Origin of the sequence: Salipiger pallidus, assembly GCF_014643635.1 — a bacterium.
GTDB classification, from domain to species: Bacteria; Pseudomonadota; Alphaproteobacteria; order Rhodobacterales; family Rhodobacteraceae; genus Salipiger; species Salipiger pallidus.
This window is the reverse complement of the sequence record NZ_BMJV01000001.1, coordinates 304,711-326,870: the sequence shown is the minus strand read 5'-3', so window position 1 is coordinate 326,870 and position 22,160 is coordinate 304,711. Positions and strand designations below refer to the sequence as shown.

23 protein-coding genes are annotated in these 22,160 nt (G+C 65.6%); 8 read left to right on the top strand and 15 right to left on the bottom strand.

What is annotated here, in order from left to right:
• Positions 1–11 precede the first annotated feature (11 nt).
• The 6 genes from IEX41_RS01575 to IEX41_RS01550 form a co-directional block, all read right to left on the bottom strand.
• A complete protein-coding gene (locus IEX41_RS01575) occupies positions 12–1,499 on the bottom strand; it encodes a replicative DNA helicase (RefSeq protein ID WP_188788156.1) in 1,488 nt (495 codons plus the stop codon).
• Positions 1,500–1,736: 237 nt separating this feature from the next.
• On the bottom strand, positions 1,737–2,417 hold the full coding sequence (locus IEX41_RS01570; protein ID WP_188788154.1) for an orotate phosphoribosyltransferase: 681 nt from the start codon (positions 2,415–2,417) through the stop codon (positions 1,737–1,739).
• Positions 2,418–2,734: 317 nt separating this feature from the next.
• Positions 2,735–3,775 (bottom strand): dihydroorotase, encoded by a 1,041-nt coding sequence (gene pyrC / locus IEX41_RS01565; RefSeq protein ID WP_188788152.1) that lies wholly within the window; start codon positions 3,773–3,775, stop codon positions 2,735–2,737.
• Between the two features lie 87 nt (positions 3,776–3,862).
• Positions 3,863–4,996 (bottom strand): glycosyltransferase, encoded by a 1,134-nt coding sequence (locus tag IEX41_RS01560; RefSeq protein WP_188788150.1) that lies wholly within the window; start codon positions 4,994–4,996, stop codon positions 3,863–3,865.
• Positions 4,997–5,061: 65 nt separating this feature from the next.
• Entirely contained in the window at positions 5,062–5,481 is a 420-nt protein-coding gene (locus IEX41_RS01555) for a hypothetical protein (RefSeq protein ID WP_188788148.1), read from the bottom strand.
• Between the two features lie 282 nt (positions 5,482–5,763).
• Positions 5,764–7,263, bottom strand: a complete 1,500-nt coding sequence (locus IEX41_RS01550; RefSeq protein ID WP_188789210.1) for a CoA-acylating methylmalonate-semialdehyde dehydrogenase — start codon at positions 7,261–7,263, stop codon at positions 5,764–5,766.
• Positions 7,264–7,407: 144 nt separating this feature from the next.
• Here IEX41_RS01550 and IEX41_RS01545 point away from each other — a divergent pair, with 144 nt between their 5' ends.
• The 3 genes from IEX41_RS01545 (at position 7,408) to coaD (ending at position 9,426) form a co-directional block, all read left to right on the top strand.
• The gene (locus IEX41_RS01545) at positions 7,408–8,304 is read left to right on the top strand and encodes a LysR family transcriptional regulator (RefSeq protein WP_188788146.1); all 897 of its coding nucleotides are present in this window, start codon (positions 7,408–7,410) and stop codon (positions 8,302–8,304) included.
• Positions 8,305–8,367: 63 nt separating this feature from the next.
• On the top strand, positions 8,368–8,802 hold the full coding sequence (locus IEX41_RS01540) for a CBS domain-containing protein (protein ID WP_188788144.1): 435 nt from the start codon (positions 8,368–8,370) through the stop codon (positions 8,800–8,802).
• 132 nt (positions 8,803–8,934) lie between these two features.
• Positions 8,935–9,426, top strand: a complete 492-nt coding sequence (gene coaD, locus IEX41_RS01535) for a pantetheine-phosphate adenylyltransferase (RefSeq protein WP_188788142.1) — start codon at positions 8,935–8,937, stop codon at positions 9,424–9,426.
• 100 nt (positions 9,427–9,526) lie between these two features.
• Here the strand turns inward: coaD and IEX41_RS01530 are convergent, their stop codons facing one another.
• The 7 genes from IEX41_RS01530 to IEX41_RS01500 form a co-directional block, all read right to left on the bottom strand.
• On the bottom strand, positions 9,527–9,673 hold the full coding sequence (locus tag IEX41_RS01530) for a glyceraldehyde-3-phosphate dehydrogenase (RefSeq protein ID WP_188788140.1): 147 nt from the start codon (positions 9,671–9,673) through the stop codon (positions 9,527–9,529).
• Positions 9,674–9,726: 53 nt separating this feature from the next.
• Complete coding sequence (locus tag IEX41_RS01525; RefSeq protein WP_188788138.1) at positions 9,727–9,900, bottom strand: hypothetical protein; 174 nt, start codon at positions 9,898–9,900, stop codon at positions 9,727–9,729.
• Positions 9,901–10,612: 712 nt separating this feature from the next.
• Complete coding sequence (gap, locus tag IEX41_RS01520) at positions 10,613–11,614, bottom strand: type I glyceraldehyde-3-phosphate dehydrogenase (RefSeq protein ID WP_188788136.1); 1,002 nt, start codon at positions 11,612–11,614, stop codon at positions 10,613–10,615.
• A 125-nt stretch (positions 11,615–11,739) separates the two neighbouring features.
• Positions 11,740–11,883, bottom strand: coding sequence for a hypothetical protein (locus IEX41_RS01515; RefSeq protein WP_188788134.1), 144 nt, complete (start codon positions 11,881–11,883; stop codon positions 11,740–11,742).
• 113 nt (positions 11,884–11,996) lie between these two features.
• Entirely contained in the window at positions 11,997–12,197 is a 201-nt protein-coding gene (locus tag IEX41_RS01510) for a PepSY domain-containing protein (protein ID WP_188789209.1), read from the bottom strand.
• A gap of 205 nt (positions 12,198–12,402) precedes the next feature.
• On the bottom strand, positions 12,403–12,876 hold the full coding sequence (locus IEX41_RS01505) for a disulfide bond formation protein B (RefSeq protein WP_188788132.1): 474 nt from the start codon (positions 12,874–12,876) through the stop codon (positions 12,403–12,405).
• Positions 12,873–13,451, bottom strand: coding sequence for a YqaA family protein (locus IEX41_RS01500; protein WP_188788130.1), 579 nt, complete (start codon positions 13,449–13,451; stop codon positions 12,873–12,875). The genes IEX41_RS01505 and IEX41_RS01500 overlap by 4 nt, the downstream gene beginning before the upstream one ends.
• 834 nt (positions 13,452–14,285) lie before the next feature.
• On the opposite strand from IEX41_RS01500, the gene IEX41_RS01495 reads away from it, so the two are divergent.
• The gene (locus IEX41_RS01495) at positions 14,286–15,644 is read left to right on the top strand and encodes an MATE family efflux transporter (RefSeq protein WP_188788128.1); all 1,359 of its coding nucleotides are present in this window, start codon (positions 14,286–14,288) and stop codon (positions 15,642–15,644) included.
• Positions 15,645–15,714: 70 nt separating this feature from the next.
• Entirely contained in the window at positions 15,715–16,812 is a 1,098-nt protein-coding gene (ychF, locus tag IEX41_RS01490; RefSeq protein ID WP_188788126.1) for a redox-regulated ATPase YchF, read from the top strand.
• 445 nt (positions 16,813–17,257) lie between these two features.
• On the opposite strand, the gene IEX41_RS01485 is transcribed toward ychF, so the two are convergent.
• Positions 17,258–18,172: a sugar kinase gene (locus tag IEX41_RS01485; protein ID WP_188788124.1), complete on the bottom strand. Its 915-nt coding sequence runs from the start codon at positions 18,170–18,172 to the stop codon at positions 17,258–17,260.
• Positions 18,173–18,176: 4 nt separating this feature from the next.
• On the bottom strand, positions 18,177–19,562 hold the full coding sequence (locus IEX41_RS01480; protein ID WP_188788122.1) for an FAD-binding oxidoreductase: 1,386 nt from the start codon (positions 19,560–19,562) through the stop codon (positions 18,177–18,179).
• A gap of 94 nt (positions 19,563–19,656) precedes the next feature.
• Between IEX41_RS01480 and IEX41_RS01475 the strand changes: the two genes are divergently transcribed.
• From IEX41_RS01475 to IEX41_RS01465, 3 genes are read left to right on the top strand one after another with little or no spacing between them, the layout of a single operon-like run.
• Entirely contained in the window at positions 19,657–20,394 is a 738-nt protein-coding gene (locus IEX41_RS01475) for an SDR family oxidoreductase (protein ID WP_188789208.1), read from the top strand.
• 3 nt (positions 20,395–20,397) lie between these two features.
• Positions 20,398–21,099: a GntR family transcriptional regulator gene (locus tag IEX41_RS01470; protein WP_188788121.1), complete on the top strand. Its 702-nt coding sequence runs from the start codon at positions 20,398–20,400 to the stop codon at positions 21,097–21,099.
• Complete coding sequence (locus IEX41_RS01465) at positions 21,096–21,935, top strand: fumarylacetoacetate hydrolase family protein (RefSeq protein ID WP_188788119.1); 840 nt, start codon at positions 21,096–21,098, stop codon at positions 21,933–21,935. The genes IEX41_RS01470 and IEX41_RS01465 overlap by 4 nt, the downstream gene beginning before the upstream one ends.
• The last annotated feature ends 225 nt before the right edge of the window (positions 21,936–22,160 follow it).

Sequence of the window (22,160 nt, the reverse complement as noted above, 5' to 3'; positions counted from 1 at the left end):
TGTTGCCGGTATCAGTAGCCGTCGTCGCCGCCCTGCTGCCACGGTTTGACGAGGTTGCCAAAGCGGGTGAACTGCGACTCGAAGGACAGCTCGACCGTGCCGATGGGGCCGTGACGCTGCTTGCCCACGATGACCTCGGCCTTGCCGTGCAGGCGCGACATCTTCTCCTGCCACGCGGCCATCTCGTCGAGGCGGTCGTCCGAGGGCTTTTCCCGTTCGACGTAGTATTCCTCGCGGAACACGAACATCACCACGTCGGCATCCTGTTCGATCGAGCCCGATTCCCGAAGGTCCGACAGCTGCGGCCGCTTGTCCTCGCGCGATTCCACCTGACGCGACAGCTGCGACAGGGCGATCACCGGGATGTTGAGCTCCTTGGCAATGGCCTTGAGGCCCATGGAGATCTCGCCGATCTCCTGCACCCGGTTCTCGGCGGTGCCGCGCAGAAGCTGCAGGTAGTCGACGATGATGAGATCAAGCCCGTGGGTCCGCTTCAGACGGCGCGAGCGCGCGGCGACCTGGCTGATCGGCAGCGCGGCGGTGTCGTCGATGTAGAGCGGACAGGCCTCGAGCTCCTTGGCGGCGTCGACGAAGCGGCGGAATTCGCGTTCGTCCATGTCCCCCTGACGGATCTTGTGCGAGCTGATCTCGGATGCTTCGGCGAGGATACGGGAGGCCAGCTGTTCGGCGCTCATCTCGAGTGAGAAGAAACCCACGACGCCGCCGTCAACCGCGCCCTCTGAGCCGTCGTGCAGCGTGCCGCGGCGATAGGCCTTGGCGATGTTGAAGGCAATGTTGGTGGCCAGCGAGGTTTTGCCCATCGATGGACGACCCGCGAGGATCAGAAGGTCCGACGGGTGCAGGCCGCCGAGCTTCTTGTCCATGTCGTCGAGGCCGGTCGAGATGCCCGCAAGGCCGCCTTCGCGCTGGTAGGCAGCGTTGGCCACGTTCACCGCATCGGTCACGGCGCGCAGGAAGGACTGGAAGCCACCTTCGGTCTGGCCCTGCTCAGCGAGCTTGTAGAGGGCCTGTTCGGCCTCGACGATCTGTTCCTTGGGCTCGGATTTCACATCGACCTTGGCGGCGCGGTCAGCGATGTCGCGCCCGAGGCGGATGAGATCACGACGCACCGCGAGATCGTAGATCATCTGCGCATAGTCGCGAACCGCGAAGGAGGACACTGCGGCCCCCGCAAGACGGGCAAGATAGGCCGGGCCGCCAAGTTCCTTGAGGCCCTCGTCGTCTTCCATGAAGGCCTTGAGGGTCACCGGGGAGGCGAGGTTGTTCTTGGCGATGCGGGCGGCGGCGATCTCGTAGATACGCTGGTGCACCGGCTCGAAGAAATGCGACGCGCCGATGATCGACGCGATGCGGTCGTAGACGTCGTTGTTGGTCAGGATCGCGCCCAGCAGCTGCTGCTCGGCCTCGATCGAATGCGGCATTGTCTCGGCCTGCTCTACCTCGATGCCTGACGCGTTGAACACGCTCTGGTCGTTCATTGCTCTGCCCCTTTGTCCCGTTCTGCCGTGACGGCTGCCCCTGAGCGCTGCTCATAGCGCAGGCTTGGCGCGCAACCAATCGGGATATGTCTGTGGATAAGCGAGAAGCTCATCAAGGCCCGCGCCGGGATTCGCCGGAGCAGACTATCATATGGTATCAGAGCTTGCGGCTTTCACCAAATATGGTGGGGTTGCCGGGGCCTGCAATGAGCCCCGGCCGGCGTGATTGACGCTAGGTCATGCGCCGTTTTCCGCCTGCCATTTACGCGGGTCTTCGAGGAAGGCTTCGACCGCTGCGAGTGTGGCTTCATCAAATCCGCCGCGTGCCTTGGCCTCGGCCAGCACGTCATGCCAGGTGCACAGGTAATGTAGCTCGACGCCATGGTCGCCGAGGGTCTTCGTGGTCTCGGGGAAAATGCCGTAGTAGAAGATGACCGCGGTGTGGGCACAGGTGGCGCCAGTTTCGCGGATCGCGTCCACGAAGCTGAGCTTCGAGCCGCCGTCGGTGGTCAGGTCCTCGACCAGCAGAACCCGCTGGCCTTCCGTCATCACGCCCTCGATACGGGCATTGCGGCCGTAGCCCTTGGGCTTCTTGCGCACGTAGGTCATGGGCAGGGCCATGCGCTCGGCGACCATCGCGGCAAACGGGATGCCCGCGGTTTCACCGCCCGCGACATTGTCGAACGCTTCGAAGCCGGCGTTGCGCATGACTGTGACGGTCAGGAAGTCCATCAGGGTTGAACGTACGCGCGGGAAGGAGTTGGGTTTGCGGCAGTCGATGTAGACCGGCGAGGGCAGGCCCGAGGCAAGCTTGAAAGGCTCGCCGTTTTCCATGAAATGGACCGCCCCGATCTCCCACAGCATCCGCGCGGAGAGGCGGGCGATTTCTTCGGGGGAGGGGTAGGACGAGGGGATCATGGGGGCACTCCTTGGTTGTCGCCGCTGCCTTACCCCGAACTGCGCTTGTTTGAGAAGGGGGATTGCGCCCGGAATGGGGGCAGATGTGCGCTTGGAGCGGGGGCGGGACGCCTCCGGCGGGCGTATTTGGCGAAGAGAAGAAGCAGGGAGGTAGCGCGCTTGCGACGCATGTTCGCTGCGGTGTGGTTGTCCGGTCGGCGGGTTGGACCGGCGGCGCCGAAGGTTCGGCCTGTGCTGGGGGGGCCCCGGTGTGGGGAGGCAGGCAGAACGCTATGCCCTGCCTGCCCGGATTGCTTCGTGACTGCGGACTTAGCCGATCAGGCTTCGGTCACGTGCCAGTGCAGGGGGAAGCCCGGCTCGAACACGGTGAGGGGGCCGTCGCCGGTGTCGATCTTGGCGGGGTAGCTCACCGGCTCGCCCTTGGTGAGGGTGATGTGGTCCTCGTTGGCGGGCAGGCCGTAGAAGGCCGGACCATTGAGCGAGGTGAAGCCCTCGAGCTTGTCCAGCGCGCCGGCCTTTTCGAAGACCTCCGCGAGGATCGACATGGTATTGGGCGCGGTGAAGCAACCGGCGCAGCCACAGGCGGATTCCTTGTTGGGATCCGTGTGCGGCGCGCTGTCGGTGCCGAGGAAGAAGCTCGGGTCGCCCGAGGTTGCCGCCTCGACCAGTGCGGCGCGGTGGGTTTCGCGCTTGGCCACGGGCAGGCAGTAGTAGTGCGGCTTGATCCCGCCGACGAGGATGTGGTTGCGGTTGATGACCAGGTGGTGCGTGGTGATCGTCGCCCCGAGGGTGTCACCGCCGGCGCGGGCGTAATCGACGCCGTCCTTGGTGGTGATGTGCTCCATGACCACCTTGAGTCCGGGGGTGGCGCGACGGATCGGATCGAGCACGCGGTCGATGAACACCGCCTCGCGGTCGAAGATGTCCACGTCGCCGTCGACCACCTCGCCATGCACGCACAGCGGAATGCCGTGTTCCGCCATCGCCTCGAGCACTGGGCGTACCTTGTCGAAGTCGCGCACGCCGGAGGCGGAATTAGTGGTGGCGCCCGCCGGGTACAGTTTGAGCGCGGTGATGAGGCCGTCCTGTTTCGCCTTCACCACGTCCGCCGGGTCGGTCTGTTCCGTGAGATAGAGCGTCATCAGCGGGGTGAAACCGGATCCCTCGGGCACGGCGGCCATGATGCGGCTGCGGTAGGCGGCGGCATCTGCACCGGTCACTACCGGGGGTACGAGGTTGGGCATGATGATCGCGCGGCCGAAATGGCGGGCGGTCTCGGGGGTCACGGCCTGCAGCATGGCGCCATCGCGCAGGTGCAGGTGCCAGTCGTCGGGGCGGCGGAGGGTGATCTCGGTCATGGGCGTTCCGTTCGTATGGGGCGGAGGTGAAGCCGGTGGGGCGTCGGTCTGTCTGGCGGCACGGGCCCGGCGTGTTTCGGTGCCGCGTCAGCGGGCCATCGTGTCACGGATGATGCCCTCCATCTTCGTCAGCAGCACGTCGTTGTCGAACTTTGCCTCGGCGGTCGCCCGCGCGGCGCGGGTCATGGCCGAGCGGTCATCCATGTTGAGGATCTCGGCGATGCGGGTTGCAAAGCCGGCTTCATCCCATTCGTCCACCAGCAGGCCGTTGGTGCCGTGATCCACCGCCTCGGGGATGCCGGCGTGGATGGTCGACAGTGTGATGCAGCCGCAGGCCAGCGCCTCCTGAATGGCGGTGGGCAGCCCTTCGGTGTTGCCGTTCTGCGCGGTGACCGAGTGCTGCAGGAAGGTCTCGGTCCGCTGGAGGTGCTGGCGGACCTCGTCATGGGGCAGCGCGCCGGTGAAGGTGACCTGGTCTGCCACACCCAGATCAGCGGCCATGGAACGGCATTCCTCTAGAAGGGGGCCGTCGCCGATGAATGTGAGATGCGCCTCGCGCCCTTTCGCGGCGGTCGCAAAGGCGCGCAGCGTCACCTGCGGCGCTTTCTTCTCCACCATGCGGCCCACGGCAAGGAAGCTGCCGGGACCCTTTGCCTCAGGCGTGAAGCGGCGGATGTCCACGCCAGAGGGCACCACGTGAGCGTTGGGATGGGTGACACCATGGCGTGCAAGGTTGTCGAGAAGGAATTGCGAAACCGAGAAGACCCCCGCCAGACGTGGCATCATCCGCCGATAGGCGCGCACGGTCCTGGCCTGTCGCAGGGCGAAGCTGGCATCAGTGCCGCGGAAATAGGTGAAGCAGGGTAACCCCAGCTCCTGCGCGAGCTTCGAGATCACAAGCGCCTGAGTGCCGAATTCCGCAAGGATGACATCCACTTGGCTCTCACGCAGCCACGCGGCAAGCCTTGCGCGGTTCGCCCCGAAGGGCAGGCGGCCGGTGTGCTCGGTCAGCGCGTTCCAGCCCATCGCGAAGGGCGCCCGGACGCGGTCTGCGGCGCTCAGCCGGGAGCGGCGCACGAAGAGCGGCTTGCCCAGCGGATCGTTGCCGTTGAACCGTCCGGCAAGCACGCAGGTGTTGCCGCCGAAGGCATGCTCTATGTGGCGGTTGATGAAGGTTTCGCCCGGGACGAAGTAATCAGACGTGACAATGCAGATCTTCATGACGGCTCCGATGCTAGGCCGGCCCCTTTTGCCGCGCCGCCCGGCCCGGTGCAAGGGCGCAGCGTTCAGTCCGCGAGGCGCAGCAGATCGGCTACCGTCCGTTCGGGCCGCCCCAGAAAGCGCAGCGCTTCAGCCTCGCGTCGGGAGACATTGATCCGGTAGGGCAGTGTCGTCTCTGCGATCTGCTCAAACATGCGGCAGGCATCGAAGGCACCGTCATCCGGTGCGATGAAGGCATAGGCTGTGCCCGGCGCCACCTTGGCGCTTAGCCGCGCTTTGACCATTACGAGGGTCAGCAGCTGCTTGAAATCGGCAGCGACGTCCTCGACCCGGGACAGGTCCGCGAGGATCTTCGTTTCGGGGGACATCTCGGGTGCGTCAAGAAGGCGGCGGATGCAGGCGATGTATTCAACGGGCGTCACAACCCTGCGAAAGCGCAGGTAGCCTAAAGACGCTTGGGGCAAAATCACCAGATCTACGGGCACGTTCGGCTCTTCCAACCCGCCTGGCTGACAATCCGCCTGGCTGACAATTTTTTGGTGGCGAGATGAGTTTAAACTCTTCCTAAGATTGAACGCGGGAGGTCGGGCTGTCAAGCGAACCATCGCAAATCAGGCGGTGGTGCCAAGGGCTTCGTACATGATCTTCAACCTGATGCTCTGATGCCTGCCTTTCGGTCCCGTGCGGGAGAGTGCCACAACAACAACACCCCCCGGCACGTGGGCCGGAGGGTGCGGAAGGCGTGACGCCTGAGGCGGAAACGTTGATCAGTCCATGGCCTTGAAGTTGAACTCGCCACCTTCCTTGATCCCCGAGAACCAGCGCGCCGTGACGGTCTTGGTCTTGGTGTAGAACTTGAAGGCGTCGGGGCCGTACTGGTTGAGGTCGCCAAAGGCAGATTTCTTCCAGCCACCGAAGCTGTGGTACGACAGCGGCACGGGGATTGGGAAGTTGATGCCCACCATCCCGACATTGACCCGGTGCGCGAAGTCGCGCGCTGTGTCGCCGTCTGCGGTGTAGATCGCCGTTCCATTGCCGTAGTCGTTGTCGATGATGAGGTTCAGCGCGTCCTCGTAGGTCTCGGTGCGCACCTGGGTCAACACCGGGCCAAAGATCTCCTGCTTGTAGATCTCCATGTCGGGGGTCACGTTGTCGAACATGGACGGGCCCACGAAGAAGCCGTTCTCGTAGCCCTGCAGGGTGAAATCGCGGCCATCGACGATGAGGTCGGCACCGGCCTCGATGCCGCTTTCGATCAGGCCCGCGATGCGGTCCTTGGAGGCGGCGGTGATGACCGGGCCGTAATCCACGTCGTCCCCGGCAGTGTAGGGGCCGACCTTGAGCGCCTCGATGCGGGGCACCAGCTTTTCGACCAGCTTGTCGGCAGTTTCCTTGCCTACGGGCACCGCGACTGAGATCGCCATGCAGCGTTCGCCCGCCGCGCCGAAGCTTGCGCCCACAAGCGCGTCTGCAGCCTTGTCGAGGTCCGCGTCGGGCATGATGATCATGTGGTTCTTGGCACCGCCAAAGCACTGGGCGCGCTTTCCGTTGGTTGCAGCGCGGCCATAGATGTACTGCGCGATCGGGGTCGAGCCGACAAAGCCCACCGCCTGTACGGTGTCGTTGTCGAGGATCGCGTCCACGGTCTCCTTGTCGCCGTTGACCACCTGCAGCACGCCCTCGGGCAGGCCTGCCTCGATGATCAGCTCCGCAAGGCGCAGCGAGGTCGAGGGCACGCGCTCGGAGGGCTTGAGGATCATGGCGTTGCCGCAGGCCAGCGCCGGGGCCATTTTCCACAGAGGGATCATGGCGGGGAAGTTGAAGGGCGTGATGCCCGCAACCACGCCCAGCGGCTGGCGCATGGAATAAAGATCGATGCCGGGGCCGCCGTCATCGGTGAACTCGCCCTTGAGCAGGCTCGGCGCGCCCATGCAGACCTCGACCACCTCGAGACCGCGCTGCACGTCGCCCTTGGCGTCGGGCAGGGTCTTGCCGTGTTCGAGGCTGACCAGTTCGGCCAGCTCGTCCATGTGTTCGTTGATGAGGGCACCGAACTTCATCATTACGCGGGCGCGGCGCTGCGGGTTGGTCGCAGCCCAGGCCTTTTGCGCCTCGGCGGCCTTGGCCACGGCATCGTTCAGTTCGTCCACGGTGGCCAGCGGCACCTTGGCGATGGCTTCGCCGGTGGCGGGGTTGAACACCTCGGTGAAGCGGCCCGAGGTGCCCTTCACATGCTTGCCGTTGATGAAATGCGTAAGCTCTTTCACGTCCTGTTGGTCCTTCATGATCGGCTCCTCCCTTGGGGCGTTCCGGGCGGAAGGCCCGGGTTGGCGCCAGAGTAGTCTTGCGAAAACGCACGGTACAGAGGTAATGCGGCAAAAAGGTTTTGCGTTTTTGCAAAGGGGGGCGAGATGCGGGACAACTGGGATGACCTGAGGATCTTCCTTGCGGTGGCGCGGGGCGGTGGCCTGTCGGGGGCGGGGCGGGTGCTGCGCATGGATCCGGCCACGGTGGGTCGCCGTGTGGCGCGGCTGGAGGAAACGCTGGGCCAACCGCTCTTTGCCAAGGGCCCTCAGGGCTATGCGCTGACCGAAGCCGGATCGCGGCTTTTGTCCCACGCGGAAAGCGCCGAGGCAGCGCTTGGCCTTGGCACGCAGGCGGTTCGTGGGGCGGGTAGCGGCATGTCCGGCCAGATCCGCATCGGCGCGCCCGATGGCATGGCGAATTTTCTTTTGCCGCAAGTCTGCGCCGAGATCGGCGCGCACAATCCCGAGCTGGAGATCCAGATCGTCGCTTTGCCGCGGGTGGTGAACCTGTCGCGGCGCGAGGCGGACCTCGCCATCGGTGTGTCGGCCCCCACCGCGGGTCGGCTGGTGGTGCAAAAGCTCACTGATTACCGCCTGCACCTTGCGGCCTCCGACGAGTATCTCGCGCGCCATGCCCCGATCCGCAGCCTTGCCGACCTGCGCGGGCACAGGATGGTGGGCTACATCCCCGACATGATCTTCGACAAAGAGCTCGATTACCTGGGCGAGCTGGGGCTCGAACGCGTGGGCCTCGCCTCGAACGCGGTGTCGGTGCAGTTCAACTGGCTGCGGCAGGGCGCCGGGGTGGGCATTGTCCATGATTTCGCGCTGCCCGCCGCGCCGGGGCTGCGCAAGGTGCTGGCAGACGAAGTGTCGATCACCCGCAGCTTTTACCTCGTGCGCCATGCGGATGATCGCCGACTTGGGCGGCTTGATGCCTTTTCCGATGCGCTTGTGGCGGGGGTTCGCAGGGAATTATTAAGACTCGAAGGTCTTACTTGACAGAATGTCGCAGGGCGCGGACCCTGATTTCAAACGCATGAGAGCGATTGGAGGAGAGCGCGAATGCAGGTGCAGCAGATACTCAAGGACAAGAAGGATGACGGCGTCGTCACCGTGGCCCCTGGCACCAGCGTCGCAGCTGCGGCCCGGGTGCTGGCCGAACGGCGCATCGGCGGCGTGGTGGTTTCCGAGGACGGGCAGACGCCCCTTGGCATCCTGTCCGAGCGCGACATCGTCCGCCGCCTGTCAAGCGAGGGGGGCGAGGTGTTGACCCTGCGGGTGGACGAGCTGATGACCGCCAAACTGCAGACCTGCACCCGGGACGAGGACAGCACCTCGGTGCTTGCCCGCATGACCGAAGGCCGCTTCCGTCACATGCCGGTGGTCGAGGATGGGGTCATGGTCGGGATCATCACCATCGGCGACGTGGTTGCTGCCCAGATCGACGAACTTGCGATGGAGAAAAGCGCCCTGCAGGGCATGATCATGGGGCACTGACACGCATCAGGCACTGGTCTGCCGCCGCGGCTATGCTGCAGCGGCAGCATGGAATTTCCTCCGGGGGGTTGCATTCCGAGGCGCAATATTGTTGCGTGCCGCAACTGCAGACGGGACGGAGGAGCAGCCCCCATGCGCATCGGTCTTTACCCCGGCACCTTTGACCCGATCACTCACGGCCATATCGACATCATCCGCCGCGCCGCGGTTCTGGTCGACCGGCTGGTCATTGGCGTCGCGATCAACCGCGACAAGGGGCCGCTGTTCTCGCTGGAAGAACGCGTGGCTATGATCGAGGCGGAAAGCGCCAAGCTGGCCGAGGATGCGGGGATCGAGATCGTCGTGCATCCGTTCGAGAACCTGCTCATTAACTGCGCCCGCGATGTGGGTGCGCAGATGATCATCCGCGGTCTGAGGGCCGTCGCGGATTTCGAATACGAATACCAGATGGTGGGAATGAACCGGTCGCTCGATTCAAGCGTCGAGACGGTGTTCCTGATGGCCGAGGCGCGGCATCAGGCGATCGCGTCCAAGCTGGTCAAGGAAATCTCGCGGCTGGGGGGCGATGTGAGCAAGTTCGTAACGCCGCAGGTGAATGACGCTCTGGACGGCAAGTTCCGCTGAAATCGATCGGATCGACCTGAACGGGGTCCGCCCGGCGCGAAGCATGCTCCGCGTCCGGGCTGGAAGGGGTCGCGTCCGCACCCTTACGGGCCGGAAGCGATCAGAAGCCGGTGGCAACGCGGTTGGCGATCTCGCGCTCGTGGCCTTCAATGTCGCAATCGATGCGGGTGCGCGAGGGCAGGCAGCGCAGGGTGTTGAGCGTGCGGCGATAGGCGTAACGGCGGTACATGCGGGAAATGACGGACATGTGGCGATCCTTTCGAGGGTCTGGCTGTGTCGGTTGCTGTATGGGTTCAGATGTCAGGCGCGGGCGGGCCCGTAGACGGCCTCGGCCGCGATGCGGCGGAATTCGGCGGGGTTCAGTTCGAGGTCAAGCGCCACGTCCAGCGGCATTGCGCGAAGTTCGCGCAGGGTGCGGCGAAATCGGCTGTGGGCGTCGAGGCGGTTTTTCAGGGTGGCGATAATTTGGGTCATGGCAATGTCTCCGTTTCTCCTCCCTTCGTTTCTGTTAGCGCCAACTTACTCATGCTGCGACGCAGCACAATCGACGAAAATGGCGTGGCGCTCTGCAATCTGTGCATGGCGGCGGCTGAGCGCTTCGCGGCTCGTGCCCATTCCGCCAAGCCCTGCGAACGGCGGTTCGGGGGGCTGGTAAACGGAAAATTCACAGGACTACGCGAAGATCGCTGACAGTAGCAAACAACAGCCCCCGGGGAGGGACGCCGGCGGCAGGAGCTGGCGAGAGGTCATGGTTCCACGGCTTGGCCCCGGCGCAGACGTCCGTGGCCTGACGCGTTTCAACAGTGCTTCCCGAAAAGACCCCATGGCATCTTCGTGCGGACGGCCCCTCGTCCAATCAGGCGCCCTGGCGGTGGCATATGCGGATCGTCGGTCATGTGGCCAGACGGCTGCGCAGGTAGTCGCTGAGCAGGGGCCCGGGCCGGGCGCTCGGACGATGCCTCGTGCCAACAGCAGGCCGGTGGCCGAAGGTCTAGGGGCGCATCGGCCCAAAGCACGACGCGAGCAACCGCGATGGGCTGTTAGCCTTGCTGGATACCATAGGGGGAAAGGCGCATCGCAGGCCCATACTGTGGCCCGGCAGATACCGGGCGACTGAAAAGGGGCGCGGCCATCGGCCACGCCCCTTTCAAGGTCAGCAATGCTTCGGGCCGTGGCCCGCGCGGTCTCAGATAAGCTTGCCCATGGCGACGGCGGTGTCCGCCATACGGTTCGAGAAACCCCATTCGTTGTCGTACCAGGTCAGGATGCGGCACATGGTGCCTTCCATGACCTTGGTTTGGTCCGTGTGGAAGATCGAAGAATGGCTGTCATGGTTAAAGTCGATGGAAACGTTGGGCTTGTCGGTGAAGCCCAGAATGCCCTTCAGCGGACCGTTGGCGGCGGCGCGGATCGCATCGTTGATCTCTTCCACGGTGGTCTCGCGTGCGGCTTCGAAGGTCAGGTCGACGACCGACACGTTCGGGGTCGGCACGCGGATCGCGACGCCGTCGAGCTTGCCGTTGAGTTCCGGCAGCACGAGGCCGACGGCCTTGGCGGCACCGGTCGACGTCGGGATCATCGACAGCGCCGCGGCGCGGGCGCGGTAGAGGTCCTTGTGCATAGTGTCCAACGTCGGCTGGTCGCCGGTGTAGGAGTGGATCGTGGTCATGAAGCCCTTCACGATCCCGATGCTGTCGTTGAGCACCTTGGCGACAGGCGACAGGCAGTTGGTGGTGCAGGACGCGTTGGAGACCACGAGGTCGTCCTTGGTCAGCGTGTCGTCGTTGACGCCAAACACGATGGTCTTGTCGGCGCCCGTTGCGGGCGCGGACACCAGCACACGGCTTGCGCCGTTGGCGAGGTGCATTGCGGCCTTTTCACGGGCGGTGAAGATGCCGGTGCATTCCAGTACCACGTCCACGTCACCCCACGGCAGATCGCCGGGGTTGCGCTCGGCCGATACCTTGATCGGGCCGCGGCCCACGTCGATGGTGTCACCGTCGACCTTCACCTCGGCGGGGAAACGGCCATGCACGCTGTCGAACTGGAGCAGGTGGGCGTTGGTCTCGACCGGGCCGAGATCGTTGATCGCGATGACCTCGATGTCGGTGCGGCCCGACTCGATGATGGCACGAAGCACGTTGCGGCCGATACGGCCGAAGCCGTTGATGGCAACCTTGACGGTCATGGAACTCTCCTATCCATGTCAGATGCGGTTTGCGCGCAGACCAACAGCTTGCACGAGGAAAGTCAACTGCTTGCGCTAACATTAACACCCCGAAGGGACAGGGCACGGTGACGCAGGCGGCGCTGTCAGCGCCAGAATGCGACCCAGTCGAGCAAGGCGAAGAACTTCCTGGCAAGGAAGAGCAGGTGTTCGGCGCCGAACACGATCACGTCGACCGCGATCGCCGCGACGAGGATGAGGGCCAGCCAGAAGGCGATGCGGTTCGTCATGGGGCCGTCATGCCAGAGTGCGGCGGGGCTGTCATCTGTTCCGTGTCCACGGCATCGCCCCGAGGCTCGCTCTCCTCCCGCGCGTTGCCCTGCATGATGCGCCCCGCCGCGCCTCAGTCCTCCTTGGTCTTCATGATGTTGAGGGCATCGTCGAGGCAGAGCGAGAGCTTGCGGCCATTTTTCATGGCATAGACCTCGATCTTGCCGTCCTCGCTGTCGACGTGGTGCACGTCGTAGCCGCTGGCGGCCAGCGTGTCGCGCATCTTCGCGTCAGTGGCCGCGTCGATACCCGGAGAGGCCGAGGCACCGGTCAGCGGTAGCGTGCTGAGGGCGAGGGCGAAATGGCGGTGGTGAAAAGGCGGGTCATGGGTGGTCTCCTGAGATGGGGGCGGCGGACTGGCCCATCGCCATCAAGACCGATCTGCACCGGTAGAGTGCCCGGTGCCATTGCCCCCCGGGTGCAGATCCGGGGGGGGGTAACTTTGGTTCAGGGCACCGGAACGGGCCCCCGAGCCGCCGTCAGGCGCGGCTCTTGCGGGCGGCGGCGATCCAGAGGCCCGCCAGCACGACGCTGATGATCGCGTTCCAGCTGGCCATGGACAGGCCAAGGAACTGCCACAGCACATCGTCGCAGCGGGTGATCGCGGCGCCCATGATCTGGTTGATCGCGTCGTCTGCGCTTAGGGTCGAGATGTCGCCTGAGGCGGTGCAGGTGGTGGGGCCTTCCCACCATTTGCGCTCAACCCCGGTGTGGTAGACGCCGACCGCCGCGGTGGCGAGCGCAGCGAGCGCCCCCAGCACTGGCAGCACCCGGCCCGGCACCGCAAGCGCGAGAGCCCCGATGAGTATGGCAATGGCATGGGGCCAGCGTTGCCACAGGCACAGGTGGCACGGGGGCAGCCCGCCGATGTACTGGAAGCCGAAAGCGCCGAGGAGGACCGCGGCGGACCCGGCAGTGGCCAGCGCGACGAGGATATTACGGGACAGGGTCAAAGGTACCTCACGAGGTAGAAGCCGCCCAGAAGGATCAGGCAGAACAGGGTGAAAACCAAGCCAAGTCTGCGCTCGATGAAATCGCGCACTGGCTGTCCGAAGGCCCGCAGCAGGCCGGCCACCACAAAGAAACGAAGCGCCCGCGCGATGATGGCGGTGACGATGAATGTGCCGAGCGGCATCGCCGTCCAGCCCGACATGATGGTGATGACCTTGAACGGGAAGGGGGTGACACCTGCGATGAGCACCGCCCAGAAGCCGACGCCGTTGAACTTGTCGTTGAAGGCGGCGATGCTGTCGCCCTTTCCGAGCGCCTCGAGAATGGGCCGTCCGACGCCTTCAAAGGCGAACTGCCCGATCGCATAGCCCGCCAGTCCCCCGACCACCGAAGACACAGTCGCCACCAGCGCGATGAGCCATGCCTTGCGCGGCGCGGCGAGGATCATGGGGATCATCAGAACGTCCGGCGGAATCGGGAACACCGAGGCTTCGATGAAGGCCACCGCGGCAAGGATCCAGAGGGCCTTGGGGTGGTCGGCCATCGACATGGTCCAGTCGTATAGGCGGCGCAACATGGGCGGGCTCCTGATGTGTTGGGGTTGCAGGAAGCACGGGGGGCATGTGGTTGCAACCGACGAAATGGTGTTCCGGCCTGCCTGTGACCGGTAAGCCCGCACCCTCCCCTCAGGTCTGGGCAGAAGGGGTGCGCTGCGGCGCTTCGGGGAGCAGTGTCGCGTTGTTGCTGGCGCGCGCTGGTGGATGACGCCGCACGCCTCCTGTTGCCGGGTTTTCCGGATCAAGGACATACGGGGGCCCGAGCGGGGCACTTTGAGCGGACGTCCGAAACGACGTGCTGCCGGTCCGGACACACCGCGCGCAGCCGGGCGCAGGCGTCGTTCAGGGAAGGTTGGTGCGCCAAGAGAGCAGGGTCCAGCAAGAGTGAGGCGGGGGAAAGCGTGGAGCACAGGTGCGTGCTTATGGCAGGGAACGCGTTGGCTTGACGCGATCGGCCAGCTTCGGCTCGGGGGGAGTGGAGCATGCCGCAAGAGCACGCTTCGCGGTGGTGAGACGAGGGGCGCTGTGTGGAACGCTGAGGCACAGCGCGAGACGAGAGGGTGCCACGCGATGGGGAGCGACTTGGCTCGAGAAGGTGTGGCGTAGCTTGCGACGTCGGGGCGTCACCCGAGGTGGCGAGGCCCCGGTTGAGGAGGTGCAGCGCTTTGCAAGACCGCGGGCAGGCCGTCTTGAGGCAGGCGGGCAGGGACAAGCACACGGCTGTCCAGCGCGGGTTTGCCACTTCCAGCGTGCATTCGTTTCTCTACATCCAATCCATCGCGGCCCGTCATGGTGCCGCAGCGTCCCGCAGGACGGCTATTGCCGCAGGGGCAGCGTCTCTATAAGCCCGGGTGATGACCATCGCTCAACCATATCGCGCCCATGCGAGGGCAATCCTCGCGCTTGGCCTGCCCCTGATTGGCGGGCACTTGGCGCAGATGGCAATCGGCTTTACCGATGCGGCCATGATCGGGCGCTACGGGGTGGCCGAATTGGCGGCGCTGACCCTCGGAAGCATGGCCTTCGCGGTGCTCTTTCTCTTCGGGTCGGGCTTTGCCTGGGCGGTGATGCCGTTGGTGGCGCAATACGACGCGCAGGGCAACCATGCCCGCATCCGCCGCGCCACACGCATGGGGCTCTGGCTGTCGGCGGGGTTCTTCGCGCTGGTCTTCCCGCTGATGTGGATGTCGGCCCCGATCCTGAGGGCCATGGGGCAGGAGCCTCAGGTGGCACTCGACGCTCAGATCTACCTGCGCATCGCCGGGGCGGGACTTCTGCCGGCGCTTGGGGTCATGGTGTTCAAGAGCTTCCTTGCCGCGCTGGAGCACACCCGCGTGGTGCTGTGGATCACCGTCTTCGCGGCCGTGGCCAACGCGCTGGCCAATTACGCGCTGATCTTCGGCAACTGGGGTGCGCCCGAGCTTGGCATTCGCGGTGCCGCCATTGCCAGCCTCGTGTCGCACGGGGTGTCTTTGCTAGGTGTCGTGGCCTATGCCCGCCTGCGCCTGCCGGAATACCCGCTGTGGCAGCGCTTCTGGCGCCCCGACGCGGAAGTGCTGCGTGAGGTCTTTGCCCTCGGCTGGCCCATCGGCCTGACCACGCTGGCCGAAGTCGGCCTCTTTGCCGCCTCGGCCATCCTCATCGGCTGGTTCGGCACCGCGCCGCTGGCGGCGCATGGCATCGCGCTGCAGATCACAGCCGCCACCTTCATGGTGCATCTGGGACTGTCGAACGTCGCCACAGTGCGTGCGGGGCAGGCGCGGGGCCGTGGGGACCATGCCTTCCTTGCGCGTGAGGCGCGGGCGACCTTCGCGATCTCGGTCACGGCGGTGGTGGTCGCGGTGGCCATGTTCCTGCTGATCCCCGGCACGCTCGTGGGGCTCTTCATCTCGCCCACCGATCCTGACCGGGACGCCATCCTTGCCATCGGCGTGCAGCTGCTGGCCGTGGCGGCGCTGTTCCAGCTGGTAGACGCGCTGCAGGTGGTCAGCCTCGGCTTCTTGCGCGGCCTGCAGGACACCAAGGTGCCCATGGTGATGGCAGCGGTGGCCTACTGGTGCCTGGGGCTTCCGGCGGCATGGGGGCTCGGGATCTGGTTGGGCTTCGGCTCGCTCGGGGTCTGGGGCGGGCTGTCCATCGGTCTCGGGGCCGCCGCGGTGCTGCTGCTGGCGCGGTTCTGGTGGCAGGCGCTTCCGGCCATGCGGAAAGGCTGACCCGCAGGGCCGCTTGCACTTGCGCGTTTCCCTGCCTAGAAGGCGGCCAACGCCAAACAAGGATCGTGACATGGGCTTTCGCATGGGCATCGTCGGTCTGCCGAACGTCGGCAAGTCGACCCTCTTCAACGCGCTGACCAAAACCGCCGCGGCGCAGGCGGCGAACTTCCCCTTCTGCACGATCGAGCCCAACGTGGGCGAGGTCGCCGTACCGGACAGCCGCCTCGACAAACTGGCCGAGATCGCGCAGTCCAAGAGCATCATTCCCACCCGCATGACCTTCGTGGATATCGCGGGCCTGGTGAAGGGCGCGTCCAAGGGCGAGGGCCTTGGCAACCAGTTCCTCGCGAACATCCGCGAGACCGACGCCATCGCCCACGTGCTGCGCTGCTTTGAGGATGACGACGTCACCCACGTCGACGGCCGCGTGGACCCGGTGTCCGATGCCGAGACCATCGAAACCGAGCTCATCATCGCCGACATGGAAAGCCTCGAGAAGCGGCTCCAGAACATCGTGCGCAAGGTGCGCGGCGGCGACAAGGAGGCGGTCCAGCAGGAACGCCTGATGAAGATGGCGCTTGAGATGCTCGAGCAGGGCAAGCCCGCCCGCCTCGTCGAGGTCGATGAAGACGACATCAAACAGTGGAAGATGCTGCAGCTGCTGAGCTCCAAGCCGGTGCTCTACGTCTGCAACGTCGATGAAGCCGAAGCCGCCACCGGCAACGCGCTGTCGGAGAAGGTCGCTGCCATGGCCGCCGAGCAGGGCAACAGCCACGTGGTGATCTCCGCCAAGATCGAGGAAGAGATCAGCCAGCTCGACGCCGAGGAGGCCGAGATGTTCCTTGGCGAGCTCGGGCTCGAAGAAGCCGGCCTCGACCGCCTGATCCGTGCCGGCTACGAGCTGCTGCACCTTGAGACCTACTTCACGGTTGGACCCAAGGAAGCGCGCGCCTGGACCATCCGCACCGGCACACAGGCTCCGCAGGCGGCAGGCGTGATCCACGGTGATTTCGAAAAGGGTTTCATCCGCGCCGAGACCATCGCCTACGAGGATTTCATCGCCAATGGCGGCGAACAGGGTGCGAAAGAAGCCGGCAAGATGCGGGCCGAAGGCAAGACCTACACGGTCAAGGACGGCGACGTCCTGCATTTCCTCTTCAACACATGACGTCAGCGGGGGCCATTGCGCCCCCGTTTTGCTCAAGGCCGCAGTCCCTCGTCATCCCCAAGATGACAATCGGACGATCAATGACGCGCTGGCCTTGCAGCCTTGCTTTGGTGCCGGGCCGGGGTGTACCTGCGCCATGCAAACGCCTCGGCCCGATAGCCGACTTGTCTTACAGATAATGGCCCTCATTCGGACAGCCTGCTTCCGGTCCTTGCGAGTGCCGAGCTACGCCGCACGCCTGCTACATCGACGCCCCGAAAGGCGATGTCCTAAATGGGCCCGCCTCCACGCGAGCGGCCCGATATGCGCCGGTTGGTGGGCTTGGCCGTGCGCCGCCAGCTAAAGGGGACCTTTGCCGCGTCCTCTTGCCAGAAACATCCCGGGGAGCGCGAGGGACAGCGCCTCTCGTCCCGGCATCTTAGCCGGGCGCTGCGCTGGTTGTCTCTCAGGCGGGCAGCACCGCCTCAGGCACCAGAGCCCCCGGAGCGCCGATCACCCGACCCGCCAGCTTCGCGCCCTGTGCCGCAGCTTCCTCGAGCCCGGCCCCCATGGCAAGCCCGGCCAGCAGCCCCGCGGCAAAGCTGTCCCCGGCTGCGGTGGTGTCAACGACAGTCTCCACATGCGGCACCTGCAACTCCGAAAGCCCGGCGTCGCGCTGCCAGAGGGTCAGCGCCTCGCTCCGGTGCTTCACGGCCACCATGTCTGCCCCGAGCGCCGCGTAGCGTTCTGCGGTCTCCGCAGGCGTGGCATCCTCGAACAGCACGCTGTCTTCGTCGAACGATGGCAGCACGATATCGGCGGTGCGCGCACCCATGCTCAGCCCTTGGCGCATGGCATCGGTGCTTTCCCATAGGGCGGGCCGCAGGTTGGTGTCGAAGGTGACGATGGCGCCTTTCTTGCGTGCCCGCGCAATGGCGCCGCAGAAGAACTCGCGCGATTTCGGCGGCAGGATCGCAAGTGTGATGGCCGAGAAATGGATCATGTCGCGGCCCTTCAGAACGCCATCAAGCCACTTGAGATCCCCGGCCATCTGCCGCGCCGCAGACTGGCCGCGCCAGTAGCAAAACTGCCGCTCACCGTCCTGCACCGAGATCATGTAAAGTCCGACCGAGCTGCCTTCTATGCGCCGCACGCTGTCGGTACCGATGCCTTCGGCCTGCATGAAGGCCAGCATCTCGTCGCTGAGAGGGTCGTCGCCGACGCAGGTTGCGTAATCTACGCTCCATTCCTGAGGCAGCAGGCGGCGGGCGTACCAGGCAGTGTTGAAACTGTCCCCGGCAAAGCCGCGGCGATAGAGCCCGCCCGCCGAAACAGGGGCCAGCTCGACCATGCATTCTCCAAGTGCGAGGAAGGCGCCCATGGCTTTACTCCAAAGAAGACGATCCCGGCGGCAGCATTTTGCCGGGGTTGAGGATGCCCCCGGGATCGAAGGCTGACTTGACCCGCGCCATCCAGTCAAGCGCCGCGCCATGTTCGGCCTGCATGTAGCCCTGTTTTCCGATGCCGATGCCATGTTCGCCGCTCACGGTGCCACCAAGGCGCAGCGCGGCTTCGGCCAGCACGCCCGAGAACGCGGTCACCTCGGCCACCTGCTCGGGGTCGGCCGGATCGTAGCGCAGCCCGCAATGGAAGTTGCCGTCGCCAACGTGCCCGACGATGGTACAGAGCAGCCCACGCGCATCGGCTTCGGTCCTCGCTACCGCCACCGCCTCGGCAAGGCGCGAGATCGGCACGCAGACATCCGTCGACATGGTGCGCTTGCCCGGCCCGGGATCGAGCGCGGTGATCGCGGGCAGCGCCCCGTGGCGCAGGCTCCAGAGGCGGTTGCGGTCCTCGGTGGTGCTGGCCTCGGCCCAGCCGCCGGCGCCCATGCCCTCGGCCAGCTCACGGAAGCTCGAGACCTGTTCGGAAACTGCATGAGGTCCGCCGTGGAACTCTAGGAAAAGATGAGGGATTTCCGGCAAACCCGTATCTTGCGCAAGGTTGAAACCGCGCACCATCATCTCGTCCACCAATTCGATCCGCGCCATGGGAATGCCGCTCTGGATGGTGGCTATGACGCAATCCACCGCCTCGGTCACGGTGGCAAACCGGCAGGTCGCGGCCGCCACCGCCTCGGGCTGGCCGTGCAGCTTGAGGGTCAGCTCGGTGATGAGGCCCAGCGTGCCTTCCGAGCCCACCAGCAGGTGCGTCAGGTCATAGCCGGCCGAGGATTTGCGCGCCTCCGAGCCGGTGCGGATGATGCTGCCGTCGGACATCACCGCCTCGAGCGCGAGGACATTCTCGCGCATGGTGCCGTAGCGCACCGCGGTGGTGCCACTGGCCCGGGTTGCCGCCATGCCGCCAAGCGAGGCGTCGGCGCCTGGGTCGATGGGGAAGAACAGCCCCGTCGCGCGCAGCTCCTCATTGAGTTGCTTGCGGGTGACACCGGGTTGGACCACCACGTTCATGTTCTCGGCGTTGATTTTCAGCACCTTGTTCATGCGGCTGAAATCAAGGCTCACCCCGCCCATCACCGCAAGATGCTGCCCTTCGAGAGAGGTGCCGGTGCCGAAAGCCACCAGCGGCACGTTATGTTCAGCGCAGACGGCGACGATCCTCGCGACCTCTTCGGTGGTTTCGGGAAAGGCGACCGCGTCGGGCTGGATCTCGGGATGGTGCCCGTCGTTCCGGGCGTTCTGCCGGCGGGCGGCGGCCTCGGTCGTGAAGCGGTGGCCGAGGATCTGGCTCAGGGCCTCGAAGGCAGTCATTGTCTTGCTCCGGTGGATGGGATCTTGCATTTGGTATACCCGCAGGGAAACGTGGGCAAGCAAGCCGCAACAGGGGGAGAGCATGGCAGAGCAGATGGCAGGGAGTATCATCATCACCGGGGCGGGCAGCGGCATTGGCCGTCTCACCGCACGGGCCTTTCTGGACGCAGGCTGGAAGGTAGGCCTCGTGGGCCGCCGCGAAGCGCCGCTGGCAGAGACCGCTGCAGACAATCCGGACGCCCTTGTGCTGCCCTTCGATGTCTCGGACCCAGATGCGGTAGAGGCGGGCTTTGCCCGGGCCGTGGCCGAATGGGGGCGGCTTGATGCGCTGTTCAACAATGCCGGCGTCTTTGCCAAGGGCGCGATGATCGACGAGATCCCGGTGGAGGATTGGCTGTCGGTCTGTTCCGTGAACATTACTGGCGTGGTGCTGTGCGCCCGTGCCGCCTTTGGCCAGATGCGGCGGCAGGATCCGCAAGGCGGTCGGATCATCAACAACGGGTCGATCTCGGCCCATGTGCCGCGGTGGGGCTCGGTGCCCTATACCACCTCGAAACACGCGATCACCGGCCTCACCAAGGCGCTAAGCCTTGATGGACGCGCCTTCGACATCGCCTGCGGGCAGATCGACATCGGCAACGCGCTGACTGACATGGCCGCCCCCATGGCGCAGGGCGTGCCGCAGGCGGACGGGCATGTCGCGCCCGAGCCGGTGATGGATGCCGGGCATTGCGCGTCGACCGTGCTGCACATGGCGTCTCTGCCGCTTGATGCCAACGTGCAGTTCGTCACGGTGATGGCGACCGCCATGCCCTTCATCGGGCGGGGCTGAGCCGTGCAGCCCTCCGGCGCCGCCGACACCCTTGCCGAACAGATCGCCGCCCGCCTGCGGCGCGAGATCCTGCGCGGCACCCTGCCGCCGGGCGCGCAGCTGCGCGAGCGCGACAGCGCCGCCGCCATGGGCGTCAGCCGCACACCCATGCGCGAGGCGATCCGCATCCTTGCCAAGGACGGCCTGCTGGTGCTGCGCCCGGCGCGCAGCCCTCTGGTGGCCGCGCCCACAGCCAGCGAGGTGCGCGACCAGGTCATCGTGCTGCAATCGCTCGAGGTGCTGTCGGCGCAGCTGGCCTGCGACAATGCCACCGCAGAGGATCTCGAAGCGCTACATGCGCTGCAGGGCAGGATCCTTCGTGAGATCGACGACATGGATCCGCTCGAGGCGTTTGAGCTGGACATGGCCTTTCACCTGCGGGTGGCGCAGGCCTCGCACAACGCGGCGCTGGCGCAGACCCACGGAGAATATCTCGCCCGACTCTGGCGCGCCCGCTATCTGCAGGCACGGATGGACCGCAACCGCGCTCGGGTGACCCGCGATCATGGCACCATTCTTGCCGCTCTCAAGGCGCGAAACCGGGAGGCGGCGGGGCAGGCGGTCGAGGCGCATTTGGCGCGCATGGCCCAGGACATCGTGGCCGCCCTGGACGCCGAGGCGGCGCAGGGCAGAGCCCAACCGGATAAAGAGGAGGATATCGAATGAAACTGCTGCGAACCGGCCCGAAGGGGCATGAACGGCCCTGTGTGCTTGATGCCGAGGGCCGCATTCGCGACCTGTCGGGGCAGGTGCCCGATTTTGCGGGGGCCGGGGTGTCCCCAGCGGCTCTGGACCGGGTGAGAGCGCTTGACCTGACGTCGCTGCCCATCGTGGGGCCACAGGCGCGGATCGGCGCTTGCCTGGCCTCGGTGCCAAACTTCCTGTGCATCGGCCTGAACTACGCCAAGCATGCGGAAGAATCCGGCATGGCGCGCCCGTCCGAGCCGATCATCTTTTCCAAGTCCACCTCGGCGCTTTCGGGCCCCGACGACGATCTGCACCTGCCGCCGGGCGCCGAGAAGGCCGACTGGGAGGTCGAGCTTGGCGTGGTCATCGGCCAACGCTGCCGCAACGTTTCCGAGGCCGAGGCGCTGGATCACGTGGCAGGCTATTGCACTGTCAACGACCTGTCTGAACGCCATTGGCAGGCGGAACGGGGCGGCCAGTGGATCAAGGGCAAGTCCGCACCGGGCTTTGGCCCGGTGGGGCCATGGCTCGTGACGGCGGACGAGGTGCCGGATCCGCAGGCGCTGAAGCTGTCACTGGACCTGAACGGAGAGCGCGTTCAGGACGGTGAGACGTCGGACATGATTTTCGGTGTGGCCGAGATCATCTCGTACCTGAGCGGGTTCATGGACTTGCTGCCCGGGGATCTCATCGCGACGGGCACCCCTGCGGGGGTGGGCATGGGGATGCGCCCGCAGCGGTTCCTCCGTCAGGGGGACCGGCTTGCTCTACGGGTCGAGGGGCTGGGAGAACAGCGCCAGAGCGTGGTGAGCTGATCTCCAGTCCCTGCCGCGGTTCTCGCGCGCGTGCTGCTGGCCGAAGGGCCGGCGGTGCGCGATGGGCTTCACCAGATGGCGTCTCGGGGACCTCTCCGTGCCCCGCTCTGGCGCGCTTCGGATATGGCGGAGCATGGGCCACCACAGGGCGTGGCACGCCGCGCTTTTGCTTTAACACGCCTCCTGTCAGCCGCAGGTCTGGCCAGTCTGCCACTGCCGTTCGGT

What these genes read in the sequence shown, in the direction of transcription:
- IEX41_RS01560 (WP_188788150.1), bottom strand. Translation starts at nt 4,996, where the DNA reads ATGAAGATCTGCATTGTCACGTCTGATTACTTCGTCCCGGGCGAAACC.
- IEX41_RS01500 (WP_188788130.1), bottom strand. Translation starts at nt 13,451, where the DNA reads ATGTTGCGCCGCCTATACGACTGGACCATGTCGATGGCCGACCACCCC.
- IEX41_RS01485 (WP_188788124.1), bottom strand. Translation starts at nt 18,172, where the DNA reads ATGGGCGCCTTCCTCGCACTTGGAGAATGCATGGTCGAGCTGGCCCCT.
- IEX41_RS01540 (WP_188788144.1), top strand. Translation starts at nt 8,368, where the DNA reads ATGCAGGTGCAGCAGATACTCAAGGACAAGAAGGATGACGGCGTCGTC.
- IEX41_RS01570 (WP_188788154.1), bottom strand. Translation starts at nt 2,417, where the DNA reads ATGATCCCCTCGTCCTACCCCTCCCCCGAAGAAATCGCCCGCCTCTCC.
- IEX41_RS01545 (WP_188788146.1), top strand. Translation starts at nt 7,408, where the DNA reads ATGCGGGACAACTGGGATGACCTGAGGATCTTCCTTGCGGTGGCGCGG.
- IEX41_RS01495 (WP_188788128.1), top strand. Translation starts at nt 14,286, where the DNA reads ATGACCATCGCTCAACCATATCGCGCCCATGCGAGGGCAATCCTCGCG.
- IEX41_RS01465 (WP_188788119.1), top strand. Translation starts at nt 21,096, where the DNA reads ATGAAACTGCTGCGAACCGGCCCGAAGGGGCATGAACGGCCCTGTGTG.
- IEX41_RS01475 (WP_188789208.1), top strand. Translation starts at nt 19,657, where the DNA reads ATGGCAGGGAGTATCATCATCACCGGGGCGGGCAGCGGCATTGGCCGT.
- IEX41_RS01530 (WP_188788140.1), bottom strand. Translation starts at nt 9,673, where the DNA reads ATGTCCGTCATTTCCCGCATGTACCGCCGTTACGCCTATCGCCGCACG.
- IEX41_RS01575 (WP_188788156.1), bottom strand. Translation starts at nt 1,499, where the DNA reads ATGAACGACCAGAGCGTGTTCAACGCGTCAGGCATCGAGGTAGAGCAG.
- IEX41_RS01525 (WP_188788138.1), bottom strand. Translation starts at nt 9,900, where the DNA reads ATGACCCAAATTATCGCCACCCTGAAAAACCGCCTCGACGCCCACAGC.
- gap (WP_188788136.1), bottom strand. Translation starts at nt 11,614, where the DNA reads ATGACCGTCAAGGTTGCCATCAACGGCTTCGGCCGTATCGGCCGCAAC.
- coaD (WP_188788142.1), top strand. Translation starts at nt 8,935, where the DNA reads ATGCGCATCGGTCTTTACCCCGGCACCTTTGACCCGATCACTCACGGC.
- IEX41_RS01480 (WP_188788122.1), bottom strand. Translation starts at nt 19,562, where the DNA reads ATGACTGCCTTCGAGGCCCTGAGCCAGATCCTCGGCCACCGCTTCACG.
- ychF (WP_188788126.1), top strand. Translation starts at nt 15,715, where the DNA reads ATGGGCTTTCGCATGGGCATCGTCGGTCTGCCGAACGTCGGCAAGTCG.
- IEX41_RS01515 (WP_188788134.1), bottom strand. Translation starts at nt 11,883, where the DNA reads ATGACGAACCGCATCGCCTTCTGGCTGGCCCTCATCCTCGTCGCGGCG.
- pyrC (WP_188788152.1), bottom strand. Translation starts at nt 3,775, where the DNA reads ATGACCGAGATCACCCTCCGCCGCCCCGACGACTGGCACCTGCACCTG.